This is a genomic window from Pseudomonas reactans, from assembly GCF_013387025.1.
Classification (GTDB): Bacteria; Pseudomonadota; Gammaproteobacteria; order Pseudomonadales; family Pseudomonadaceae; genus Aquipseudomonas; species Aquipseudomonas reactans.
Genome location: NZ_JACAQP010000002.1, coordinates 33288 through 51359 on the forward strand (window position 1 = coordinate 33288; position 18072 = coordinate 51359).

The window sequence follows — 18072 nt, forward strand, 5'->3', positions numbered from 1 at the left end:
CAATGCGCCTGTTCCGCATGTTGAGCCTGTTGTTGGTGGTCGTGGCCCCTGCGGCGTTCGCCGACAGCCCGTACCAGGTGGAAATGATCCTGGTGCGCCAGAACGCCGAACCGGTGATCAACAGCCGCGCCGCTCCGGAAAACTGGGATGCCGGGGCAGCGCGCCTGGGCGATAAGTTGAGCCCGCCGCGCCTGAGCAATATTGTCGACAAGCTGCGAGCCGACTCCAGCTACACCGTGCTGGCGCACAAGGCCTGGGAGCAGAACCTCGGTGAGCAACCGGTCAAAGTCGCCATCACCGACGGCCAGGAACAGTTCGGTCAGTTTCCCATCGAGGGCGTGTTGAGCCTGCAACTGGGCCGTTTTACCGACATTGATGCGAACTTCTGGATCAACCAGTTCGACGCCAACGGCAGCGTGATCGCCAGCGAGCATCTGAGCCAGACCGACGTGCGCACCAAGAATAACCAGCTCAACTACCTGGACGGTGGCCACCTCGCGCTGCTGATCAAGATCACCTCGCTGACCGCCAAGCCACCCAGCGCGCCACCGCCCGACATTCAGGACTGATCCAGCACCATGTCCCTCACGTCGTCGCTGACCAAACCCCTGGCCCCTTCCTGGGCCAATCGCTTTAAAGAGCAGAGCCTTGAGCGCGGGCGACGGTATGCCCTGGAGAACCGGGTGCGCATCGTCGAGTGCGGCGACAGCACCATCGTCGCCAGTTGCGAAGGCTCCGGCGGCAACGTATATCGGCAGACCATCTCGTTGCGTGAATCGGCCAAGGGCACCTTGATCCTGGTGGACAGCCGCTGTACCTGCCCGGTGCACACCAACTGCAAACACATTGCCGCGGTGTTGCTCAAGGTCCAGGAAACCCTGGCCTACCCCGCCGCCGCACAGGATGCCGAGCTGTTGGAAAAACTCCAGGCCGTGCTGGAAAACCGTGCGGTGCTGCCGCAAGTGGTGATGGAAGATGTGGTGCCGGTGCCGCGCCTGTGGATGGCCAGCGTCGAATTCAGCGCCTTTGAACCGCGCAACGGCAAGATGCAGCGCTATATCCAGCACCGGGCGGCGCTGTCGTTCAACTACTTAGACAACTATGTCAGCGGGCAGAAAAACGCCGACATCATCGTGCGCCAGGACACCCAGAGCCTGCGTATCAAACGGCATCCGGAGCTTGAGCAACCCTATCGCGAACAACTGCGCCTGCTGGGCTTCAAGATCGCCACGCGCCAGAGCAAGGCCCTGCCGGAAAGCGCCGGCGAGCTGTTCGAAATGGTCAATGACAGTGCGTGGCTGAACTTCACCCTCAATGCCACGCCGACACTCCGGGCCGAGGGCTGGGAGCTGCTGATCGATGATGATTTCGGCTTCGACCTCAGCGCCGTCGATGATTGGTACGCCACCGTTGATGAAGGTCCGGAGCGGGACTGGTTCGATCTGGAGCTGGGGATCATCGTCAATGGCGAGCGACTGAGCCTGTTGCCGATCCTGCTGAACCTGATGCGCTCCCACACCGAGATTCTCAACCCGGAGAAACTGGCGCGGCGCCGCGATGATGAGCTGATCCTGGTGAATATCCCAGGGCTGCCCAATGGTCACGGCCCGATACAGGTCGCGCTGCCCTACGGTCGACTGAAACCGGTGCTGGCGACCCTCGGTGAGTTTTACCTGCAGGAAGCCGGCACCACCACGTTGCGCTTGGCCAAGGCCGATGCGATCCGGCTTAATCCGTTGGAAGACCTGCCGCTGCAATGGGAAGGTGGCGAGAAGATCCGCAACTTTGCCCAGCGCCTGCGGGACATCAAGGATTTCACCTGCGTAGCGCCTGAAGGGCTGAACGCAACCCTGCGCCCCTACCAACTGGAAGGCTTGAGCTGGATGCAGTCGCTGCGTCAGTTGGATGTCGGCGGCATACTTGCGGATGACATGGGCCTGGGCAAAACCCTACAGACCCTGGCGCATATTCTCAGCGAGAAGGCCGCCGGTCGCCTGGATCGGCCGTGCATGGTGGTGATGCCCACCAGCCTGATTCCCAACTGGCTGGATGAGGCGGCGCATTTCACACCGCAACTCAAAGTGCTGGCGCTGTATGGCGCAGGGCGTAAGAAACATTTCGCCAACCTGCAGGACTATGACCTGCTGCTGACCACCTATGCACTGCTGCCCAAGGACATCGAACAACTCGCCGCCCTGCCCTTGCATGTGCTGATCCTCGATGAAGCCCAGTACATCAAGAACCCGTCCAGTAAGGCGGCCCAGGCGGCGCGCGAGCTGAATGCTCGCCAGCGCCTGTGCCTGAGTGGTACGCCGCTGGAAAACCACCTGGGCGAGCTGTGGTCGTTGTTTCACTTCCTGCTGCCCGGCTGGCTCGGTGACGTGAAAAGCTTCAACCGCGATTACCGCGTGCCCATCGAAAAGCGCGCAAGCGATGTGCGACTGCAGCACCTCAACGGTCGGATCAAACCTTTCCTGCTGCGCCGCACCAAGGAGCAGGTGGCGACAGAATTGCCCCCCAAGACCGAGATTATCCACTGGGTCGACCTCAATGAAGCCCAGCGCGACGTATACGAAACCATGCGCCTGGCCATGGACAAGAAAGTCCGCGACGAGATCACCCGCAAAGGCGTGGCACGCAGCCAGATCATCATCCTTGAGGCGCTGCTCAAGTTGCGCCAAGTGTGCTGTGACTTGCGGCTGGTCAACGACGCAACCTTGCCCGCCCGTGGCAGCAGCTCAGGCAAACTCGATAGTTTGATGGAAATGCTTGAGGAACTGTTTGAGGAAGGTCGGCGGATCCTGCTGTTTTCCCAATTCACCTCGATGTTGAGCCTGATCGAAGTCGAGCTGAAAAAACGTGGCGTGGCCTACGCACTGCTCACCGGCCAGACCCGGGATCGGCGCACGCCGGTGAAGGACTTCCAGAGCGGCAAGCTGCAGATTTTTCTGATCAGCTTGAAGGCCGGAGGCGTGGGCCTGAACCTGACCGAAGCCGATACGGTGATCCACTACGACCCGTGGTGGAACCCGGCCACGGAGAACCAGGCCACCGACCGTGCCTATCGCATTGGTCAGGAAAAGCCGGTGTTCGTCTACAAGATGATTGCCAGGGGCACGGTGGAGGAGAAAATCCAGCACCTGCAGAAGGAAAAGTCCGACCTGGCAGCGGGCGTGCTGGATGGGCGTACTACCGGAGACTGGCAGTTGGGCAACGAGGATATCGAAGCGCTGTTTGCGCCGCTGCCCAACAAACAGGAAAAGCGCTGACTGTCAGATCGCTATCGCAGGCAAGCCAGCTCCCACAGGTGACCGCGTTTCTTCAAGATAACTGCGGTCGAATGTGGGAGCTGGCTTGCCTGCGATGGGCGCACCGCGGTTTTCAGCCGATCAACTGCGCTTCACGCAGCGCGGTAACTGCCACCAACCAACGCGGATCCTGCTTGTAGTCCGTCGACGCAATCGCCCGGCCGCGCATGCGAGCGATTCGATCCGATGGCTTGACCTTCATACGCTGCGCGGCGCTCAACGCCAGTTCGGCAGCCGCACGATCGTTGCACACCAGCCCCATATCGCAACCCGCCGTCAGCGCCGCTTCGATGCGGCTGGCGGCGTCGCCCACCACATGGGCACCAGCCATCGACAGGTCATCACTGAAAATCACCCCATCGAACTGCAACTCACCACGCAGGATGTCCTGCAGCCAGCGGCGCGAGAACCCAGCTGGCTGGGCGTCGACTTGCGGGTAGATCACGTGCGCGGGCATCACGGCCGCAAGTTGCTTGCTCAGGCGTGCGAAAGGCACCAGGTCATTGGCGCGAATCTGTTCCAGGCTACGTTCATCATTGGGAATGGCGACGTGGGAATCGGCCTCAGCCCAACCGTGACCGGGAAAGTGCTTACCGGTAGCGGCCATGCCGGCGCTGTTCATGCCACGGATGAATGCGCCAGCCAGCACGGCGGCACGCTCGGGGTCGCCTTCGAAGGAACGGGTGCCGACCACGGCGCTGCGTTGGTAGTCCAGGTCCAGCACCGGGGCGAAGCTCAGGTCCAGGCCAACGGCCAACACTTCTGTCGCCATGATCCAGCCGCACTGCTCGGCCAAATACTCGGCGTTGGGGTTGTCCGCCAATGCACGCATGGCCGGCAAGCGCACGAACCCCTGGCGCAGGCGCTGTACGCGACCGCCTTCCTGGTCGACGGCCAACAGCAGGTCCGGGCGCACGGCTCGAATCGCCGCGCTCAACTCCCGCACTTGGCGCGGATGCTCGATATTGCGCGCGAAAATGATCAGGCCGCCCACTTCAGGCTGGCGCAGCAGATGGCGGTCCTCGGCCGTCAGCCAGGTGCCGGCCACGTCGACCATCAAAGAACCTTGCAGGGCAGCAGTCATAAACCTTCCTTAAATAACGCACACAACCCGTTGCCCTCACCAGGCACAGTGAGCACAACGGGTTGCGAGTAAATAGCTGAATTCGGCATGGGCCGCTAGCTTAGCGGATGCAAGCGGTCGCGCCCACCCGGTGCGGTCAAACCTTGGCGGGTATTGGCGCGGACTTGCTGCGTGGGCGCAATTGAGCAGCGGCCATGGCGGCGTCGGTCACACCGGTTTCGGCACGCATGCCGGCGGCCAGGAACGGCACCATCAGGCGCATGACCTGTTCAATTGAGGTATTCACGCCGAAATCGGTCTCGGCAATGGCCCGCAACGCCTTGATCCCGGACATGCTGAACGCGGCAGCACCGAGCATGAAGTGCACGCGCCAGAACAGCTCGATCGGCGGAATACGCGGAGCCGCCTCGTTAACCAGCAACATATAGCGACGAAAAACCTTGCCGTACATGTCTTCCAGGTAACGGCGCAGGTGACCCTGGCTCTGGCTGAACGCCAAGCCTAACAAGCGCATGAAAATCGACAAATCGTTGCCGCTGCGGGGCTGAACGACCAGGGCCTGCTCGACGAGGATTTCCAACAACTCTTCCAGGGTCGGCTTATGGTCAGCCTTGGCCTGGCGACGCTCCAGCTCACGGTCAAGACTGGCGCAGAACGGCCCCAGGAAGCGCGAGAACACCGCTTGGATCAAGGCCTTTTTCGAGCCGAAATGGTAGTTCACAGCAGCGAGGTTGACGCCAGCCTTGCTGGTGATCAGCCGCAATGAGGTTTCAGCAAATCCTTTTTCCGCGAACAATTGCTCGGCAGCATCGAGAATGCGTTCAACGGTTTCCGACTGGGCCATGGCTACTCCGCCTGACAAACACTTGTTTGAAACATACGTTTCAGGGTGTGTCTTGTCAAGCCTGCGGGTTCGCTTTCCGGCCGGGCAGTCATACATTTCATCGCTATTTAATCACATCCATACCGGTCTGTAGGCAGCGCTATCCCTGGCTTGTGGGAAGCATGCCCGATGACCGTCCAGCGGAGGGGCGGAAAAGGATGATTGCCAAGCGCAGTTCACTGTATATAATCCCAGTCACTGTATAAAAAGACAGAGCGATCAACATGCTAAAACTGACGCCACGCCAAGCTGAGATTCTGGCTTTTATCAAGCGCTGCCTCGATGACAACGGCTATCCGCCGACACGAGCGGAAATTGCGCTGGAACTGGGGTTCAAGTCCCCCAACGCCGCTGAAGAACACCTCAAGGCCCTCGCTCGCAAAGGCGCGATCGAGATGACCCCCGGTGCCTCGCGCGGTATTCGCATCCCTGGCTTCGAAGCCAAGGCCGACGAATCGACCCTGCCGATCATCGGCCGCGTCGCCGCCGGTGCGCCGATCCTGGCGCAACAGCACGTCGAGGAGTCCTGCAACATCAACCCGACCTTCTTCCATCCTCGCGCCGACTACCTGTTGCGCGTCCATGGCATGAGCATGAAGGATGTGGGCATCTTCGATGGCGACCTGCTGGCCGTCCACACCACCCGCGAAGCCCGTAATGGCCAGATCGTCGTCGCCCGTATCGGCGATGAAGTCACCGTCAAACGCTTCAAGCGCGAAGGCAGCAAGGTCTGGCTCCTGGCCGAGAACCCTGAGTTCGCCCCGATTGAAGTGAACCTGAAAGATCAGGACCTGGTGATCGAAGGCTTGAGCGTCGGCGTCATTCGCCGCTAGAGGAGGCATCATGCAACTCGTCCACACCCCACAACACACACAACTGTCGCTGTTCGAGGCCTTCATGGCCCAACCCCTTGCGCCTATCCTCAAGAAAACGGTCGAGGCGCCCTGGGGCGCCGAACCTGAGGCGTTCAGTGAATTGTCGTTGCGCGGTGCTGCGGGGAGTTGCCTGAGCCTGCTGGCGCCGATCCTGCGTGACCTGAGCGAGGAACAGGACGCCCGCTGGCTGACGCTGATCGCCCCACCCGCCAGCCTGACCCAGGCCTGGCTGCGGGATGCCGGCCTCAACCGCGAGCGCATCCTGCTGCTGCAACCGCGCGGCACGCAAAGTGCCCAGCAGTTGACCTGCGAAGCACTACGCCTGGGCCGCAGCCATACGGTGGTGAGCTGGTTGAATCCGTTGAATGCAAGCGCCAAGCAGCAACTGATCAGTGCTGCACGTACGGGTGATGCGCAAAGCTTGAATATTCGATTGGGCTAAAGTCACAAGCCGACCTGTGGCGAGCGAGCTTGCTCGCGCTGGTCTGCGAAGCAGACCCAAAACTGGCACCGTGGAATGCCTAACCTATCGTATAAATCTATTTAGGGCCGCTTCGCAGCCCAACGCGAGCAAGCTTGCTCGCCACAGAAGCCCCATCAACCACAATAGCGCTCTTCACCACAGGGCTCAGTGAAGAACCCGCGGCCCCTCGTCTTTCTCCGGCTCGCCTTCCGCCAGGCGACCGGCCATCTGCACGCCCACGCTCAACATGGCTTTAGCCACTTCCACGTGCTGGCCTTGCAGGAACTGCTTGGCATCTTCGGAAAAATCCAGGATGACCAGAGAACCCTCGTCCTCAGCCCGGCGCAGCTCGATTCGGCCGTCAGGCAACTCAACAATTTCTAGAAAGGACGTTGGCATAAAAGTCTGTTCTCCACGAAAGGCCGGGATTATATCAGTCATCCACCCAGCCCCGCAGAGGATCTGAACAGGTTTGTTGACAGCTTGATGAATGGTCGCCTACAGGATGCTCAGCACTCGTTGAGACCTTCGCGAAAGCGCAGCGCCATCTTTTTCAGTTCCTGACGCCAGCCCTCCAGCTCTTCACGGCTCAACGGCTTGGGCTCTTCCTCTTCCACCGCAACCGCCACGATCAGTGGCTGCGTCACATCGCCCTTGGGCACATGCGGAATACGCGGTGGCTGGAACATATCGGCATGCGCCTTGAGCAAACGCGCCACCCAACTGTCAGGGCTTTGAGCCATTTCCACCAACTCGGCCAGCTCAGGAATCGCCATCGAGTCCAGCACTTCGCGATTCATGATCATTTCTGCACGGGGCGAACGGGCCTGGGGCAGGCGGTAAAACCCGGCGATTTCATGACACAAACCCAGCAAGGCGCCATACAGGTGAAACAACGCTGCTTCACGCCCCGCCTGGACCAGCGCGATGGCATTCATCTCTTTCCCTTCCTCGGCGCGGCCAAGGGCTTCCAGGGATAAACCCGCGAAGTAAATTTTCTGATTGGTACGGGTATAGAGTTCGTTGGCCATGATGGCAATCTCCACAACGAATAAGCACGATGCTGGCTGTGTAGGAGCGAGCTTGCTCGCGAAAAACCTGAGAGCGCCATTATGTACCTGGCTTCCCGCGTTATCGTTAACGATTTTCACGAGCTAGCTCGCACCCACACCCAAAAAAAGGCCGCCTGTGCAGGCGGCCTTTGTATTTCGCAGATTAGTTGATCAAGCGCCCTGGCGCTTGTCCTCAACCTTCCACTTACCGCCGTCGTAGAACGCTTTCCAGCCTGTAGGTTTGCCGTCCACTTCGGTCTGCACGTACTGCTCCTTGGTCTTGCGGCTGTAGCGGATCACGGCTGGGCGACCATCCGGGTCCTTCTTCGGCGCTTCACACAGGAAGTGGTACTTCGGATCAATCTCGTCCTTGTGCGGCACGATCTCCAGCACCAACGGTGCACGGGTCTCGCGGTTTTTCGGGAACTGGCTGGCGGCCAGGAACAGCCCCGAAGCGCCGTCACGCAGGATGTAGGTGTCGTTGACCTTCTCGCACTTGAGCTCGGGCATCTTCACCGGGTCCATCTTCGGCGGCGCCGCGTCACCGCTTTTCAGCAGTTTGCGGGTGTTCTTGCAGGTCGGGTTGGTGCAGCCGAAGAACTTGCCGAAACGGCCGGTCTTGAGTTGCATCTCGCTGCCGCACTTATCGCATTCCAGGCTCGGACCTTCGTAGCCCTTGATGCGATAGGTACCTTCTTCAATCTCGTAGCCGTTGCAATCCGGATTGTTACCGCAGATGTGCAGCTTGTGCTTCTCGTCCAGCAGGTAGGCGTCCATCGCCGTGCTGCAGATCGGGCAACGGTGCTTGCCACGCAGTACCAGCGACTCGGACTCACCCTCGTCGTCGGCGGCGATTTCATCACCTGGCACCAGGTTGACGGTGGCCTTGCAGCGCTCTTTCGGCGGCAGGCTGTAGCCCGAGCAACCGAGGAACACGCCAGTGGACGCCGTACGAATCTGCATCGGCCGACCGCAGGTCTGGCACGGAATGTCGGTCATCACCGGCTGGTTGGCGCGCATGCCATGTTCAGGGCTTTCGGCTACTTCAAGCTTTTTCTTGAAGTCGCCATAGAACTCGTCCAACACGTTTTTCCAGTCGCGTTCGCCCTGGGCCACGTCATCGAGATTCTCTTCCATACCGGCGGTGAAGCCGTAGTCCATCAGGTTGGAGAAGCTCTCGGACAGGCGCTCGGTCACGATGTCGCCCATCTTTTCCGAGTAGAAACGACGGTTGTGCAGCGCAACGTAGCCACGGTCCTGAATGGTCGAGATGATCGCCGCATAGGTCGAAGGACGACCGATACCGCGTTTTTCCATCTCTTTTACCAGGCTGGCTTCCGAATAACGCGCCGGCGGCTTGGTGAAGTGCTGGGACGGGTCGAGCTGGATCAGCTTGAGCGTGTCGCCCTGGGCCATGTCCGGCAGCACGTCGTCATCGCCAGGCTTGGCGATTTGCGGCATCACACGGGTATAACCGTCGAACTTGAGGATACGGCCTTTGGCACGCAGCTCGAAATCCGAAGCCGCGACAGTCACTGTGGTGGACAGGTATTGCGCCGGCAGCATCTGGCAAGCCAGGAACTGGCGCCAGATCAACTCGTAGAGGCGCTCAGCGTCGCGCTCCATGCCGCTCAGCTTGGCAGGCGTGGTGTTGGCGTCAGAAGGACGGATCGCTTCGTGAGCCTCTTGTGCGCCTTCCTTGCTGCTGTAGACGTTCGGCTTCTCCGGCAGGTACTTCTTGCCGAACTCTTCTTCAATATAGGTACGCGCCATCGCGACCGCGTCCACCGACAGGTTGGTGGAGTCGGTACGCATGTAGGTGATGTAGCCGGCTTCGTACAAGCGCTGGGCCATCATCATGGTTTTCTTCACACCGAAGCCCAGGCGGTTACTCGCGGCCTGTTGCAGGGTGGAAGTGATGAACGGTGCCGATGGCTTGCTGCTGGTCGGTTTGTCTTCACGCTTGACGATGTTGTAGCTGGAAGACTTGAGCTTTTCCAGCGCGGCCATGGCCTGGGCTTCGTTCAGCGGCTTGAAGGCCTCGCCTTTCTCGCGGGCCACTTCAAAGCGCACGTTGGCGCCCTTGGCAGTGCCGAGGTCGGCGTGGACTTCCCAGTACTCTTCGGGGATGAACGCACGAATCTCGCGCTCACGCTCCACCACCAGCTTTACCGCAACCGATTGCACACGACCGGCCGACAGGCCACGGGCGATCTTGGCCCACAGCAGCGGCGAAACCATATAACCCACGACGCGGTCGAGGAAACGACGGGCCTGCTGGGCGTTGACGCGGTCGATGTCCAGTTCGCCCGGCTTGGAGAAAGCTTCCTGGATGGCTTTCTTGGTGATTTCGTTGAACACCACGCGCTTGTAGCGGCTGTCATCACCGCCAATGGCTTCCCGCAGGTGCCAGGCAATGGCTTCCCCTTCGCGGTCCAAGTCCGTCGCGAGATAGATGGTGTCGGCATCTTTGGCGAGCCGGCGCAGCTCTTCGATGACCTTTTCCTTGCCTGGAAGGATTTCGTACTTGGCCTTCCAGCCATGTTCCGGGTCCACACCCATGCGCGAGACCAGCTGCTTGCGCGCTTTCTCTTTAGGGGTGAGCACCGGACCTTCGCCCGCAGCCGCCTTGCCGCGCTTGGCGGCTGGCTCCTTGCTGGCGCTAGCCGAACCGCTGGTGGGCAGGTCTCGGATATGGCCGATACTCGACTTCACCACGTACTCGTTGCCCAAGTACTTGTTGATGGTCTTGGCCTTAGCCGGGGATTCCACAATGACCAGCGATTTGCCCATGGATCGGAAAATTCCTGAATTCGAGAAGTGAAAGGCAGTTGGCGCCTGTCGCGGCAACGCTATATATAGTGGCAACAAGGTGAGGTCAAGCGCAGCATTCTGCGCGACCTGCCGTTATCGCCCTGAAAAAAGACTGGGTTCGGCCTGGACCAAAGCAAAGCGCGGGACCTGCTCGCCGTCAACTTCGACGGTCTCCACAAACATGCTCAACGGGCGCACCCAAAAGCCGTAATCGCCATACAGTGCTTGGTAGAACACCACTTCTTCTTCGGTCTCGGAGTGGCGCGCCACACTGAAAACACGGTACTGCGGACCTTTATAATGCTGGTAGAGCCCTGGTTCGACTTTCATGCTCTGGCCCCCTTACAAAATTTGTTAAAAAAAAAATACAAAACCACCCAAAAACAAAAACCGGGGCACTGGGCCCCGGCTTCCGTCAACCCAACGCTTAGACGCGTTCGAAGACGGTAGAAATGCCTTGGCCGAGACCAATGCACATGGTTGCAACCCCGAGGTTGCCGCCATTTTGCTTCATCACGTTAAGCAAAGTGCCGGAGATACGCGCACCGGAGCAACCGAATGGGTGGCCCAGGGCAATCGCGCCGCCGTGCAGGTTAACCTTCTCATTCATCTTGTCGAGTACTTTCAAATCTTTCAGCACAGGTAGGGCCTGTGCGGCGAAAGCTTCGTTGAGCTCGAAGAAGTCGATGTCGTTGATGGTCAGGCCCGCGCGCTTCAAGGCTTTTTGTGTGGCCGGTACTGGACCATAGCCCATGATTGCCGGGTCCACACCTGCCACGGCCATCGAACGGATCACGGCCAGCGGTTGGATGCCCAGGTCCTGGGCACGCTGCGCCGACATCACGATCATGCACGAAGCACCGTCGGTGATTTGCGACGAAGTACCGGCAGTCACGGTGCCGCCCTTTGGATTGAACGCCGGCTTCAGAGCCGCCAGGCTTTCGAGGGTGGTATCCGGACGAATGGTTTCGTCGTAGTCGAACAGTTTCAGGAAACCGTTCTCGTCGTAGCCGTTCATCGGGATGATTTCATCCTTGAACTTGCCTTCCACAGTCGCCTTGTGGGCGAGCTGGTGGGAACGCAGGCCGAACGCGTCCTGGGCTTCGCGGGTAATGCCGTGCATTTTGCCAAGCATTTCCGCAGTCAGGCCCATCATGCCCGAGGCTTTTGCCGCGTACAGCGACATGTGCGGGTTAGGGTCAACGCCGTGCATCATGCTGACGTGGCCCATGTGCTCCACGCCACCGACCACGAACACATCACCGTTGCCGGTCATGATGGCCTGGGCGGCGGTGTGCAGCGCGCTCATCGACGAACCGCACAGGCGGCTCACGGTCTGGCCGGCGGCGGTGTGCGGGATCTGGGTCATCAGCGACGCCATGCGCGCGATGTTCCAGCCCTGCTCCAGGGTCTGGTTGACACAGCCCCAGATCACGTCTTCGACTTCGTTCGGGTCGACCTTGACGTTGCGTTCCAGCAGTTTGCTGATCAGGTGTGCCGACATATCTTCGGCACGGGTGTTGCGGTGCATGCCGCCCTTGGAGCGGCCCATCGGCGTACGACCGAAGTCGACGATCACGACGTCTCTTGGATTCAAGCTCATAAATATTCTCGCTCTAGTCGTCTGGGCACTTAACCGAAGAAGCGCTGGCCGTTCTTGGCCATTTCACGCAGCTTCGCGGTCGGGTGGTACAGCGGGCCCAAATCAGCGTATTGATCAGCCAGGGCAACGAACTCGGCCACACCGATCGAGTCGATGTAACGCAGCGCACCACCACGGAATGGAGGGAAACCAATACCGTACACCAGGCCCATATCGGCTTCGGCGGCGGTCTCGACGATGCCGTCTTCCAGGCAACGTACGGTTTCCAGGCACAGGGCGATCATCATCCAGTTGATGATGTCCTCGTCCGACACCTCACGCTGTTCGTAGATGACCGGAGCCAGCACTTCGTGCACCGACGGGTCGGCCACTTTCTTCTGCTTGCCCTTCTTGTCGGCCTCGTAGGCGTAGAAACCCTTGCCGTTCTTCTGGCCCAGGCGCTTGGCCTCGTACAGCGCGTCGATCGCCGAGCGGCGGTCGTCTTTCATGCGGTCCGGGAAGCCTTCAGCCATCACGTCGCGACCGTGGTGGCCGGTGTCGATGCCGACCACGTCCATCAGGTACGCCGGGCCCATTGGCCAGCCGAATTTTTCCATGACTTTGTCGATGCGCACGAAGTCCACACCGGCGCTGACCAACTTGGCGAAACCGCCGAAGTACGGGAACAGCACGCGGTTGACCAGGAAGCCCGGGCAGTCGTTGACCACGATCGGGTTCTTGCCCATTTTCTTGGCGTAGGCAACGGTGGTGGCAACGGCCAGCTCGCTGGACTTCTCGCCACGGATGACTTCCACCAGCGGCATCATGTGCACCGGGTTGAAGAAGTGCATGCCGACGAAGTTCTCCGGACGCTTCAAGGCCTTGGCCAGCAGCGAAATGGAAATGGTCGAGGTGTTGGACGCCAGGATGGTGTCGTCTTTCACCTGGGCTTCCACTTCGGCCAGCACGGCTTGCTTGACCTTAGGGTTCTCGACAACCGCTTCGACCACCAGGTCGACGTGGCCGAAATCGCCGTAGGACAGCGTAGGACGAATGCCGTTAAGCACTTCAGCCATTTTCGCAGCGGTCATGCGACCTTTGTCCACGCGGCCGACCAGCAGCTTGGCGGCTTCTGCCAGGCCTTGCTCGATACCGTGCTCGTTGATGTCTTTCATCAGGATCGGCGTGCCTTTGGACGCCGACTGATAGGCGATACCGCCGCCCATGATACCGGCGCCGAGTACGGCAGCCTGTTTCACGTCCTTGGCGATTTCGTCGTAGGCCTTGGCCTTTTTCTTCAGTTCCTGATCGTTCAGGAACAGGCCGATCAGGCTCTGGGCTGCGGAGGTTTTCGCCAGTTTGACGAAGCCAGCCGCTTCCACTTCCAGAGCTTTGTCGCGACCGAAGTTCGCGGCTTTCTGGATGGTCTTGATCGCTTCAACCGGCGCCGGGTAGTTCGGGCCAGCCTGGCCAGCCACGAAACCTTTGGCGGTTTCGAACGACATCATTTGTTCGATGGCGTTGAGCTTGAGTTTTTCCAGCTTCGGCTGACGCTTGGCCTTGTAGTCAAATTCGCCGCTGATGGCGCCCTTGATCAAGTTCAGTGCAGCTTCGGCCAGTTTGTCCGGGGCAACCACAGCGTCGACAGCACCGACTTTCAGCGCGTCTTCAGCACGGTTTTCCTTGCCAGCGGCAATCCACTCGATGGCGTTGTCGGCACCGATCAGGCGCGGCAGGCGTACGGTGCCGCCGAAACCTGGGTAGATGCCCAGTTTGACTTCAGGCAGGCCGATCTTGGCCGTGGCCGACATGACGCGGAAGTCTGCCGCCAGGCACATTTCCAGGCCGCCGCCCAACGCGATGCCGTTGATCGCGGCGACGGTCGGTACATTGAGGTCTTCAAAATCGCTGAAAATCTTGTTGGCTTCGAGGTTGCCAGCCACCAGCTCGGCATCGGGCAGCTTGAAGTTGTCGACGAATTCGGTGATGTCAGCGCCGACGATGAACACGTCCTTGCCGCTGGAAACGATCACGCCCTTGACCGAAGCATCTGCTTTGATGGTGTCTACGGCCTGACGCAATTCATTCAGGGTTAGACGGTTGAACTTGTTGACGGACTCACCCTTGAGGTCGAACTTCAGTTCGACGATGCCACTTTCAAGAGCCTTAACCGTGATGGCTTTACCTTCGTAAATCATCAACTGATCTCCACGATATGGAAGCTGAACAGTACACATTGGACGCTGGCCTCTGGTTGGACATTGATGAATTCGCCAATGTTCACGCCAATCCGCCAGGCACACCCGCCAATGCGATAGTCGGGATTCTGTATGAGCGGTCTGACAGACAAACGCTCAATTCATACGCCCGTTTGATTTGGGTACGCCACCTTCATCCAATTCCGGGCAATTGTCAATCGCTCGAAAGGCTAGGAAAAACGCGACTTTCCAGTCATTTCAGAACCCCAACCCTAAGCCCGCGACTCGTCAATATTCAACTATTCACGAAATCAATAAGGGAAAAGATGTGGGAAAGGGCTGTACAGAACGGGATATGCCGCTACGCTAGCGACAACCGTACCGCGCCTGGATGAATATCCGACGCAGGGAACACAGAATTACCGGCCTGCCTGGCCAACTCCAGCCCGATGATGATGTCGGGCTTTTTATTGCCCAGCGTTTCTGTAGGAGCGAGCTTGCTCGCGAAAATCGCCAACGATAACGCATCGCATCTGGGTTAATGCGACGCTCTCGGGCTTTTCGCGAGCAAGCTCGCTCCTACAGAGAGCCGCTCTCAGGCCAGGGCTTTAAGCAGCGTATCGATATCCTTCAGGACGCTGGGCTCACCCTTCTCACCCCAATACAGAGCGATCATCTGCTTGTCCGCCTCGATCTTGTAGACGTTGTCCGGCAGCTTCGCAAAATACGGCAACAACTTTTCATCAGTGCAGACTTCACGCCACTGATTCACCCATACCCCCGGCTCCAACTGCCAATAGCTCCAGATCGCCGGCGTGCTGCCGCGTCGTGGCCGGCAATACTGCGCACAGGGGCTCGGCGGCTCTTGCTTGAGCCAATGCGGCCACTCCTGGGGCGACAACTGCATGGCCAGGCCAATGCGGCGTGCCTCCATGCGCAGGGCCATGCGCCCACTCTGATGGCGCGACGGGCGCAGCCATGCCAGAGGGCTCAGAACCACCACAAGGATTGACACCACTATCCAGACCGTCATATGTGTACTCCCGAATTTCTAGATGAGCGGATTTGATCTGACGCAACCCCATCCGCTTGAAAGCAGCCATACTGAACATATTGCAGTCCCTTGGAGGAACGCCTCATGCCCTACCAACATATTCTGGTCGCTGTCGATCTGACCGAAGAGTGCGATCCAGTGATCAAGCGCGCGCAGGAGTCAGCATTGGCCAATGGCGCCATACTGTCGCTGGTGCATATCGTCGAGCCCATGGCCATGGCCTTTGGCGGTGACGTGCCGATGGATCTTTCCCAGTTGCAGCAACAACAGTTCGATCAGGCCAAAGAGCGCCTCGACCGTTTGATTCTCAAATACCCGCACTTGAAAAAGGAAGACTGCCACCTCACCTACGGCCAACCGCGCCAGGAAATCCACCATCTGGCCAAGGAAAAGGGTTGTGACCTGATCGTGGTCGGCAGCCATGGCCGTCACGGGCTGGCGTTGTTGCTCGGTTCCACCGCCAATGATGTGCTGCACGGTGCGCCGTGCGATGTGCTGGCCGTCAAGCTGAACAAAGCCTCATAAATCCCCCTGTAGGAGCTGGCTTGCCAGCGATAGCGGAGTGTCAGCCAGCACATATATCAACTGACAGAATGCAATCGCTGGCAAGCCAGCTCCTACAGTTGAAGCGCATTTCATATAAAAAACCCGGTGCTCATCAGATGAGCACCGGGTTTTTTAATGCACTGGATTCACTCAGGCATCCAACTCGGCCCAACGCTCAACCAGTACTTCCAGCTCCTGGTTCAGTTTCTCCAGGGAGGCGATGACCTTGGCGGTTTCTGCCGCCGGACGCAGGTAGAAACCGGCGTCCGCCATGTCCGCTTCGACGGCGGCAATCTGCTGTTCCTTGGCCTCGATATCACCCGGCAAGGCTTCCAGCTCACGCTGCAGCTTGTAGCTGAGCTTCTTCTTGCCCACCGGAGCCGCCTCTACAGCCGGCGCAGCCGCCGCCACTGGGGCCACCACCGCCGAGTTCAAGTCGGCCTTGCCAGACTTGCTCTCGGTCACACCCAGCAGGCGCGGCGAGCCGCCCTGGCGCAGCCAGTCCTGGTAACCACCGACGTATTCACGCACCTTGCCTTCACCTTCGAAGACCAGGGTGCTGGTGACCACGTTGTCGAGGAATGCCCGGTCGTGACTCACCATCAGCACAGTGCCGTTGAAGGTCAGCAGCACCTCTTCCAGCAGTTCGAGGGTTTCCACGTCGAGGTCGTTGGTCGGTTCATCGAGCACCAGCAGGTTGGCCGGCTTGCTGAACAGCTTCGCCAGCAGCAGGCGCGCACGCTCACCACCGGACAAGGCTTTCACCGGCGTACGTGCACGCTGCGGGCTGAACAGGAAGTCGCCCAGGTAGCTGAGCACGTGGCGGCTCTGGCCGTCGATATCGATAAAGTCGCGGCCTTCGGCGACGTTGTCGATCACGGTTTTTTCCAGGTCCAACTGGTGGCGCAGCTGGTCGAAGTAGGCCACGTCAATGCGCGTGCCCTCTTCCACGGTGCCGCTGGTTGGCTGCAGACCGCTGAGCATCAGCTTGAGCAAGGTGGTCTTGCCGGTGCCGTTGGCGCCCAGCAGGCCGATACGGTCGCCGCGCTGCAGGACCATGGAGAAGTCCTTGATCAGGAACGGGCCGTCCGGGTGATGGAAGCTGACGTTCTCCAGCACCATCACTTGCTTGCCCGACTTGTCGGCGGTGTCCAGCTGGATATTCGCCTTGCCGGTGCGCTCGCGGCGTTCGCTGCGCTCGACACGCAGGGCTTTCAGGGCGCGTACGCGGCCTTCGTTACGGGTGCGGCGGGCCTTGATGCCCTGGCGGATCCAGACTTCTTCCTGGGCCAGCTTCTTGTCGAACAGCGCGTTGGCGGTTTCTTCGGCAGCCAGCGCGGCTTCCTTGTGTACCAGGAAGCTGGCGTAGTCGCCGTTCCAGTCGATCAGGCCGCCACGGTCCAGTTCAAGAATGCGGGTGGCCAGGTTCTGCAGGAAGGAACGGTCGTGCGTGATGAACAGCACGGCGCCCTGGAATTCCTTGAGGGCTTCTTCCAGCCAGGCAATCGCGCCAATGTCCAAGTGGTTGGTCGGTTCGTCGAGCAGCAGCAGATCCGGCTCGGACACCAGGGCCTGGGCCAGCAGCACGCGGCGACGCCAGCCACCGGACAACTCGGCGAGGGTCTTGTCGGCCGGCAGTTGCAGGCGGCTCAAGGTGCTGTCGACCAGTTGCTGCAAGCGCCAGCCATCACGGGCTTCGAGGTCTTGCTGAACGTGCATCAGCTTGTTCAGGTCATCTTCGGTGACGCAGTTCTGCGCCAGGTGATGGTATTCGGCGAGCAGTGCGCCGACGCCGTCGAGGCCTTCGGCAACCACGTCGAACACTGTCCGTCCGTCGGCCACCGGCAATTCTTGCGGCAATTCGCCGATCTTGAGGCCCGGCGCGCGCCATACAGAGCCGTCATCGGGCTTCTGGTCGCCTTTGACCAGCTTCATCATGCTGGATTTGCCGGTGCCGTTGCGGCCGATGATGCACACCCGCTCACCACGGGCGATCTGCCAGGACACCTTGTCCAACAACGGCATAGCGCCGAAAGCAAGGGACACATCGCTGAATTTGAGCAGGGTCATACGCTTCTCCAAAAACTGGGCGCGCATTCTACCTGAGTTAGGGGTGGGATGCGGCTGGCATTTTCGCTGCCGACACGTTCTGTAGGACATTTGCTACGAACTTGAACGAACCGCCCGGCAAAGCTTTCGTCAGTGTCGGGCAA

Annotated in this window: 15 protein-coding genes; 5 read left to right on the plus strand and 10 right to left on the minus strand. The window is 59.7% G+C overall.

Features of this window, described 5'->3' with window-relative positions; all coding sequences use genetic code 11:
* Window positions 1-2: 2 nt before the first annotated feature.
* Window positions 3-569 carry a CsiV family protein gene (locus tag HX793_RS01620; RefSeq protein WP_177051093.1) on the plus strand — a complete coding sequence of 189 codons (567 nt, stop codon included), beginning with the start codon at window positions 3-5 and terminating at the stop codon, window positions 567-569.
* A 9-nt stretch (window positions 570-578) separates the two neighbouring features.
* Entirely contained in the window at window positions 579-3269 is a 2691-nt protein-coding gene (locus tag HX793_RS01625; RefSeq protein ID WP_177095971.1) for a DEAD/DEAH box helicase, read from the plus strand.
* A gap of 112 nt (window positions 3270-3381) precedes the next feature.
* Here HX793_RS01625 and nagZ read toward each other — a convergent pair whose 3' ends face one another.
* Both nagZ and psrA read right to left on the minus strand, forming a co-directional pair.
* Window positions 3382-4392, minus strand: a complete 1011-nt coding sequence (nagZ, locus tag HX793_RS01630) for a beta-N-acetylhexosaminidase (RefSeq protein ID WP_177051091.1) — start codon at window positions 4390-4392, stop codon at window positions 3382-3384.
* Between the two features lie 136 nt (window positions 4393-4528).
* Window positions 4529-5236 (minus strand): transcriptional regulator PsrA, encoded by a 708-nt coding sequence (gene psrA, locus HX793_RS01635; RefSeq protein ID WP_016975266.1) that lies wholly within the window; start codon window positions 5234-5236, stop codon window positions 4529-4531.
* Between the two features lie 263 nt (window positions 5237-5499).
* Between psrA and lexA the strand changes: the two genes are divergently transcribed.
* Window positions 5500-6108: a transcriptional repressor LexA gene (lexA, locus tag HX793_RS01640; RefSeq protein ID WP_003172575.1), complete on the plus strand. Its 609-nt coding sequence runs from the start codon at window positions 5500-5502 to the stop codon at window positions 6106-6108.
* Between the two features lie 10 nt (window positions 6109-6118).
* A complete protein-coding gene (sulA, locus tag HX793_RS01645; protein WP_177095973.1) occupies window positions 6119-6592 on the plus strand; it encodes an SOS-induced cell division inhibitor SulA in 474 nt (157 codons plus the stop codon).
* Between the two features lie 186 nt (window positions 6593-6778).
* Here the strand turns inward: sulA and HX793_RS01650 are convergent, their stop codons facing one another.
* The 7 genes from HX793_RS01650 to HX793_RS01680 form a co-directional block, all read right to left on the minus strand.
* On the minus strand, window positions 6779-7012 hold the full coding sequence (locus HX793_RS01650) for a hypothetical protein (RefSeq protein ID WP_016975264.1): 234 nt from the start codon (window positions 7010-7012) through the stop codon (window positions 6779-6781).
* Window positions 7013-7122: 110 nt separating this feature from the next.
* Window positions 7123-7644, minus strand: coding sequence for a DUF6586 family protein (locus tag HX793_RS01655; RefSeq protein ID WP_177051090.1), 522 nt, complete (start codon window positions 7642-7644; stop codon window positions 7123-7125).
* 192 nt (window positions 7645-7836) lie between these two features.
* Window positions 7837-10458, minus strand: a complete 2622-nt coding sequence (gene topA / locus HX793_RS01660) for a type I DNA topoisomerase (RefSeq protein WP_177051089.1) — start codon at window positions 10456-10458, stop codon at window positions 7837-7839.
* A 114-nt stretch (window positions 10459-10572) separates the two neighbouring features.
* Entirely contained in the window at window positions 10573-10809 is a 237-nt protein-coding gene (locus HX793_RS01665; RefSeq protein ID WP_016975261.1) for a DUF1653 domain-containing protein, read from the minus strand.
* 97 nt (window positions 10810-10906) lie between these two features.
* Window positions 10907-12082, minus strand: coding sequence for an acetyl-CoA C-acyltransferase FadA (gene fadA, locus HX793_RS01670; RefSeq protein ID WP_016975260.1), 1176 nt, complete (start codon window positions 12080-12082; stop codon window positions 10907-10909).
* Window positions 12083-12111: 29 nt separating this feature from the next.
* Window positions 12112-14259, minus strand: coding sequence for a fatty acid oxidation complex subunit alpha FadB (fadB, locus tag HX793_RS01675; RefSeq protein ID WP_028619416.1), 2148 nt, complete (start codon window positions 14257-14259; stop codon window positions 12112-12114).
* Between the two features lie 595 nt (window positions 14260-14854).
* Window positions 14855-15292, minus strand: a complete 438-nt coding sequence (locus HX793_RS01680; RefSeq protein WP_177003462.1) for a hypothetical protein — start codon at window positions 15290-15292, stop codon at window positions 14855-14857.
* 105 nt (window positions 15293-15397) lie between these two features.
* Here HX793_RS01680 and HX793_RS01685 point away from each other — a divergent pair, with 105 nt between their 5' ends.
* Window positions 15398-15838, plus strand: a complete 441-nt coding sequence (locus HX793_RS01685) for a universal stress protein (protein ID WP_177003461.1) — start codon at window positions 15398-15400, stop codon at window positions 15836-15838.
* Window positions 15839-16009: 171 nt separating this feature from the next.
* Here HX793_RS01685 and HX793_RS01690 read toward each other — a convergent pair whose 3' ends face one another.
* Window positions 16010-17929, minus strand: coding sequence for an ATP-binding cassette domain-containing protein (locus tag HX793_RS01690; RefSeq protein WP_016975256.1), 1920 nt, complete (start codon window positions 17927-17929; stop codon window positions 16010-16012).
* Window positions 17930-18072 lie beyond the last annotated feature (143 nt).

Bases quoted from the DNA above. Each gene is read 5' to 3' on its own strand.
- fadB (WP_028619416.1), bottom strand. From the start codon at position 14,259: ATGATTTACGAAGGTAAAGCCATCACGGTTAAGGCTCTTGAAAGTGGC.
- topA (WP_177051089.1), bottom strand. From the start codon at position 10,458: ATGGGCAAATCGCTGGTCATTGTGGAATCCCCGGCTAAGGCCAAGACC.
- HX793_RS01655 (WP_177051090.1), bottom strand. From the start codon at position 7,644: ATGGCCAACGAACTCTATACCCGTACCAATCAGAAAATTTACTTCGCG.
- sulA (WP_177095973.1), top strand. From the start codon at position 6,119: ATGCAACTCGTCCACACCCCACAACACACACAACTGTCGCTGTTCGAG.
- HX793_RS01625 (WP_177095971.1), top strand. From the start codon at position 579: ATGTCCCTCACGTCGTCGCTGACCAAACCCCTGGCCCCTTCCTGGGCC.
- psrA (WP_016975266.1), bottom strand. From the start codon at position 5,236: ATGGCCCAGTCGGAAACCGTTGAACGCATTCTCGATGCTGCCGAGCAA.
- nagZ (WP_177051091.1), bottom strand. From the start codon at position 4,392: ATGACTGCTGCCCTGCAAGGTTCTTTGATGGTCGACGTGGCCGGCACC.
- HX793_RS01620 (WP_177051093.1), top strand. From the start codon at position 3: ATGCGCCTGTTCCGCATGTTGAGCCTGTTGTTGGTGGTCGTGGCCCCT.
- HX793_RS01680 (WP_177003462.1), bottom strand. From the start codon at position 15,292: ATGACGGTCTGGATAGTGGTGTCAATCCTTGTGGTGGTTCTGAGCCCT.
- HX793_RS01650 (WP_016975264.1), bottom strand. From the start codon at position 7,012: ATGCCAACGTCCTTTCTAGAAATTGTTGAGTTGCCTGACGGCCGAATC.
- HX793_RS01685 (WP_177003461.1), top strand. From the start codon at position 15,398: ATGCCCTACCAACATATTCTGGTCGCTGTCGATCTGACCGAAGAGTGC.
- HX793_RS01690 (WP_016975256.1), bottom strand. From the start codon at position 17,929: ATGACCCTGCTCAAATTCAGCGATGTGTCCCTTGCTTTCGGCGCTATG.
- fadA (WP_016975260.1), bottom strand. From the start codon at position 12,082: ATGAGCTTGAATCCAAGAGACGTCGTGATCGTCGACTTCGGTCGTACG.
- HX793_RS01665 (WP_016975261.1), bottom strand. From the start codon at position 10,809: ATGAAAGTCGAACCAGGGCTCTACCAGCATTATAAAGGTCCGCAGTAC.
- lexA (WP_003172575.1), top strand. From the start codon at position 5,500: ATGCTAAAACTGACGCCACGCCAAGCTGAGATTCTGGCTTTTATCAAG.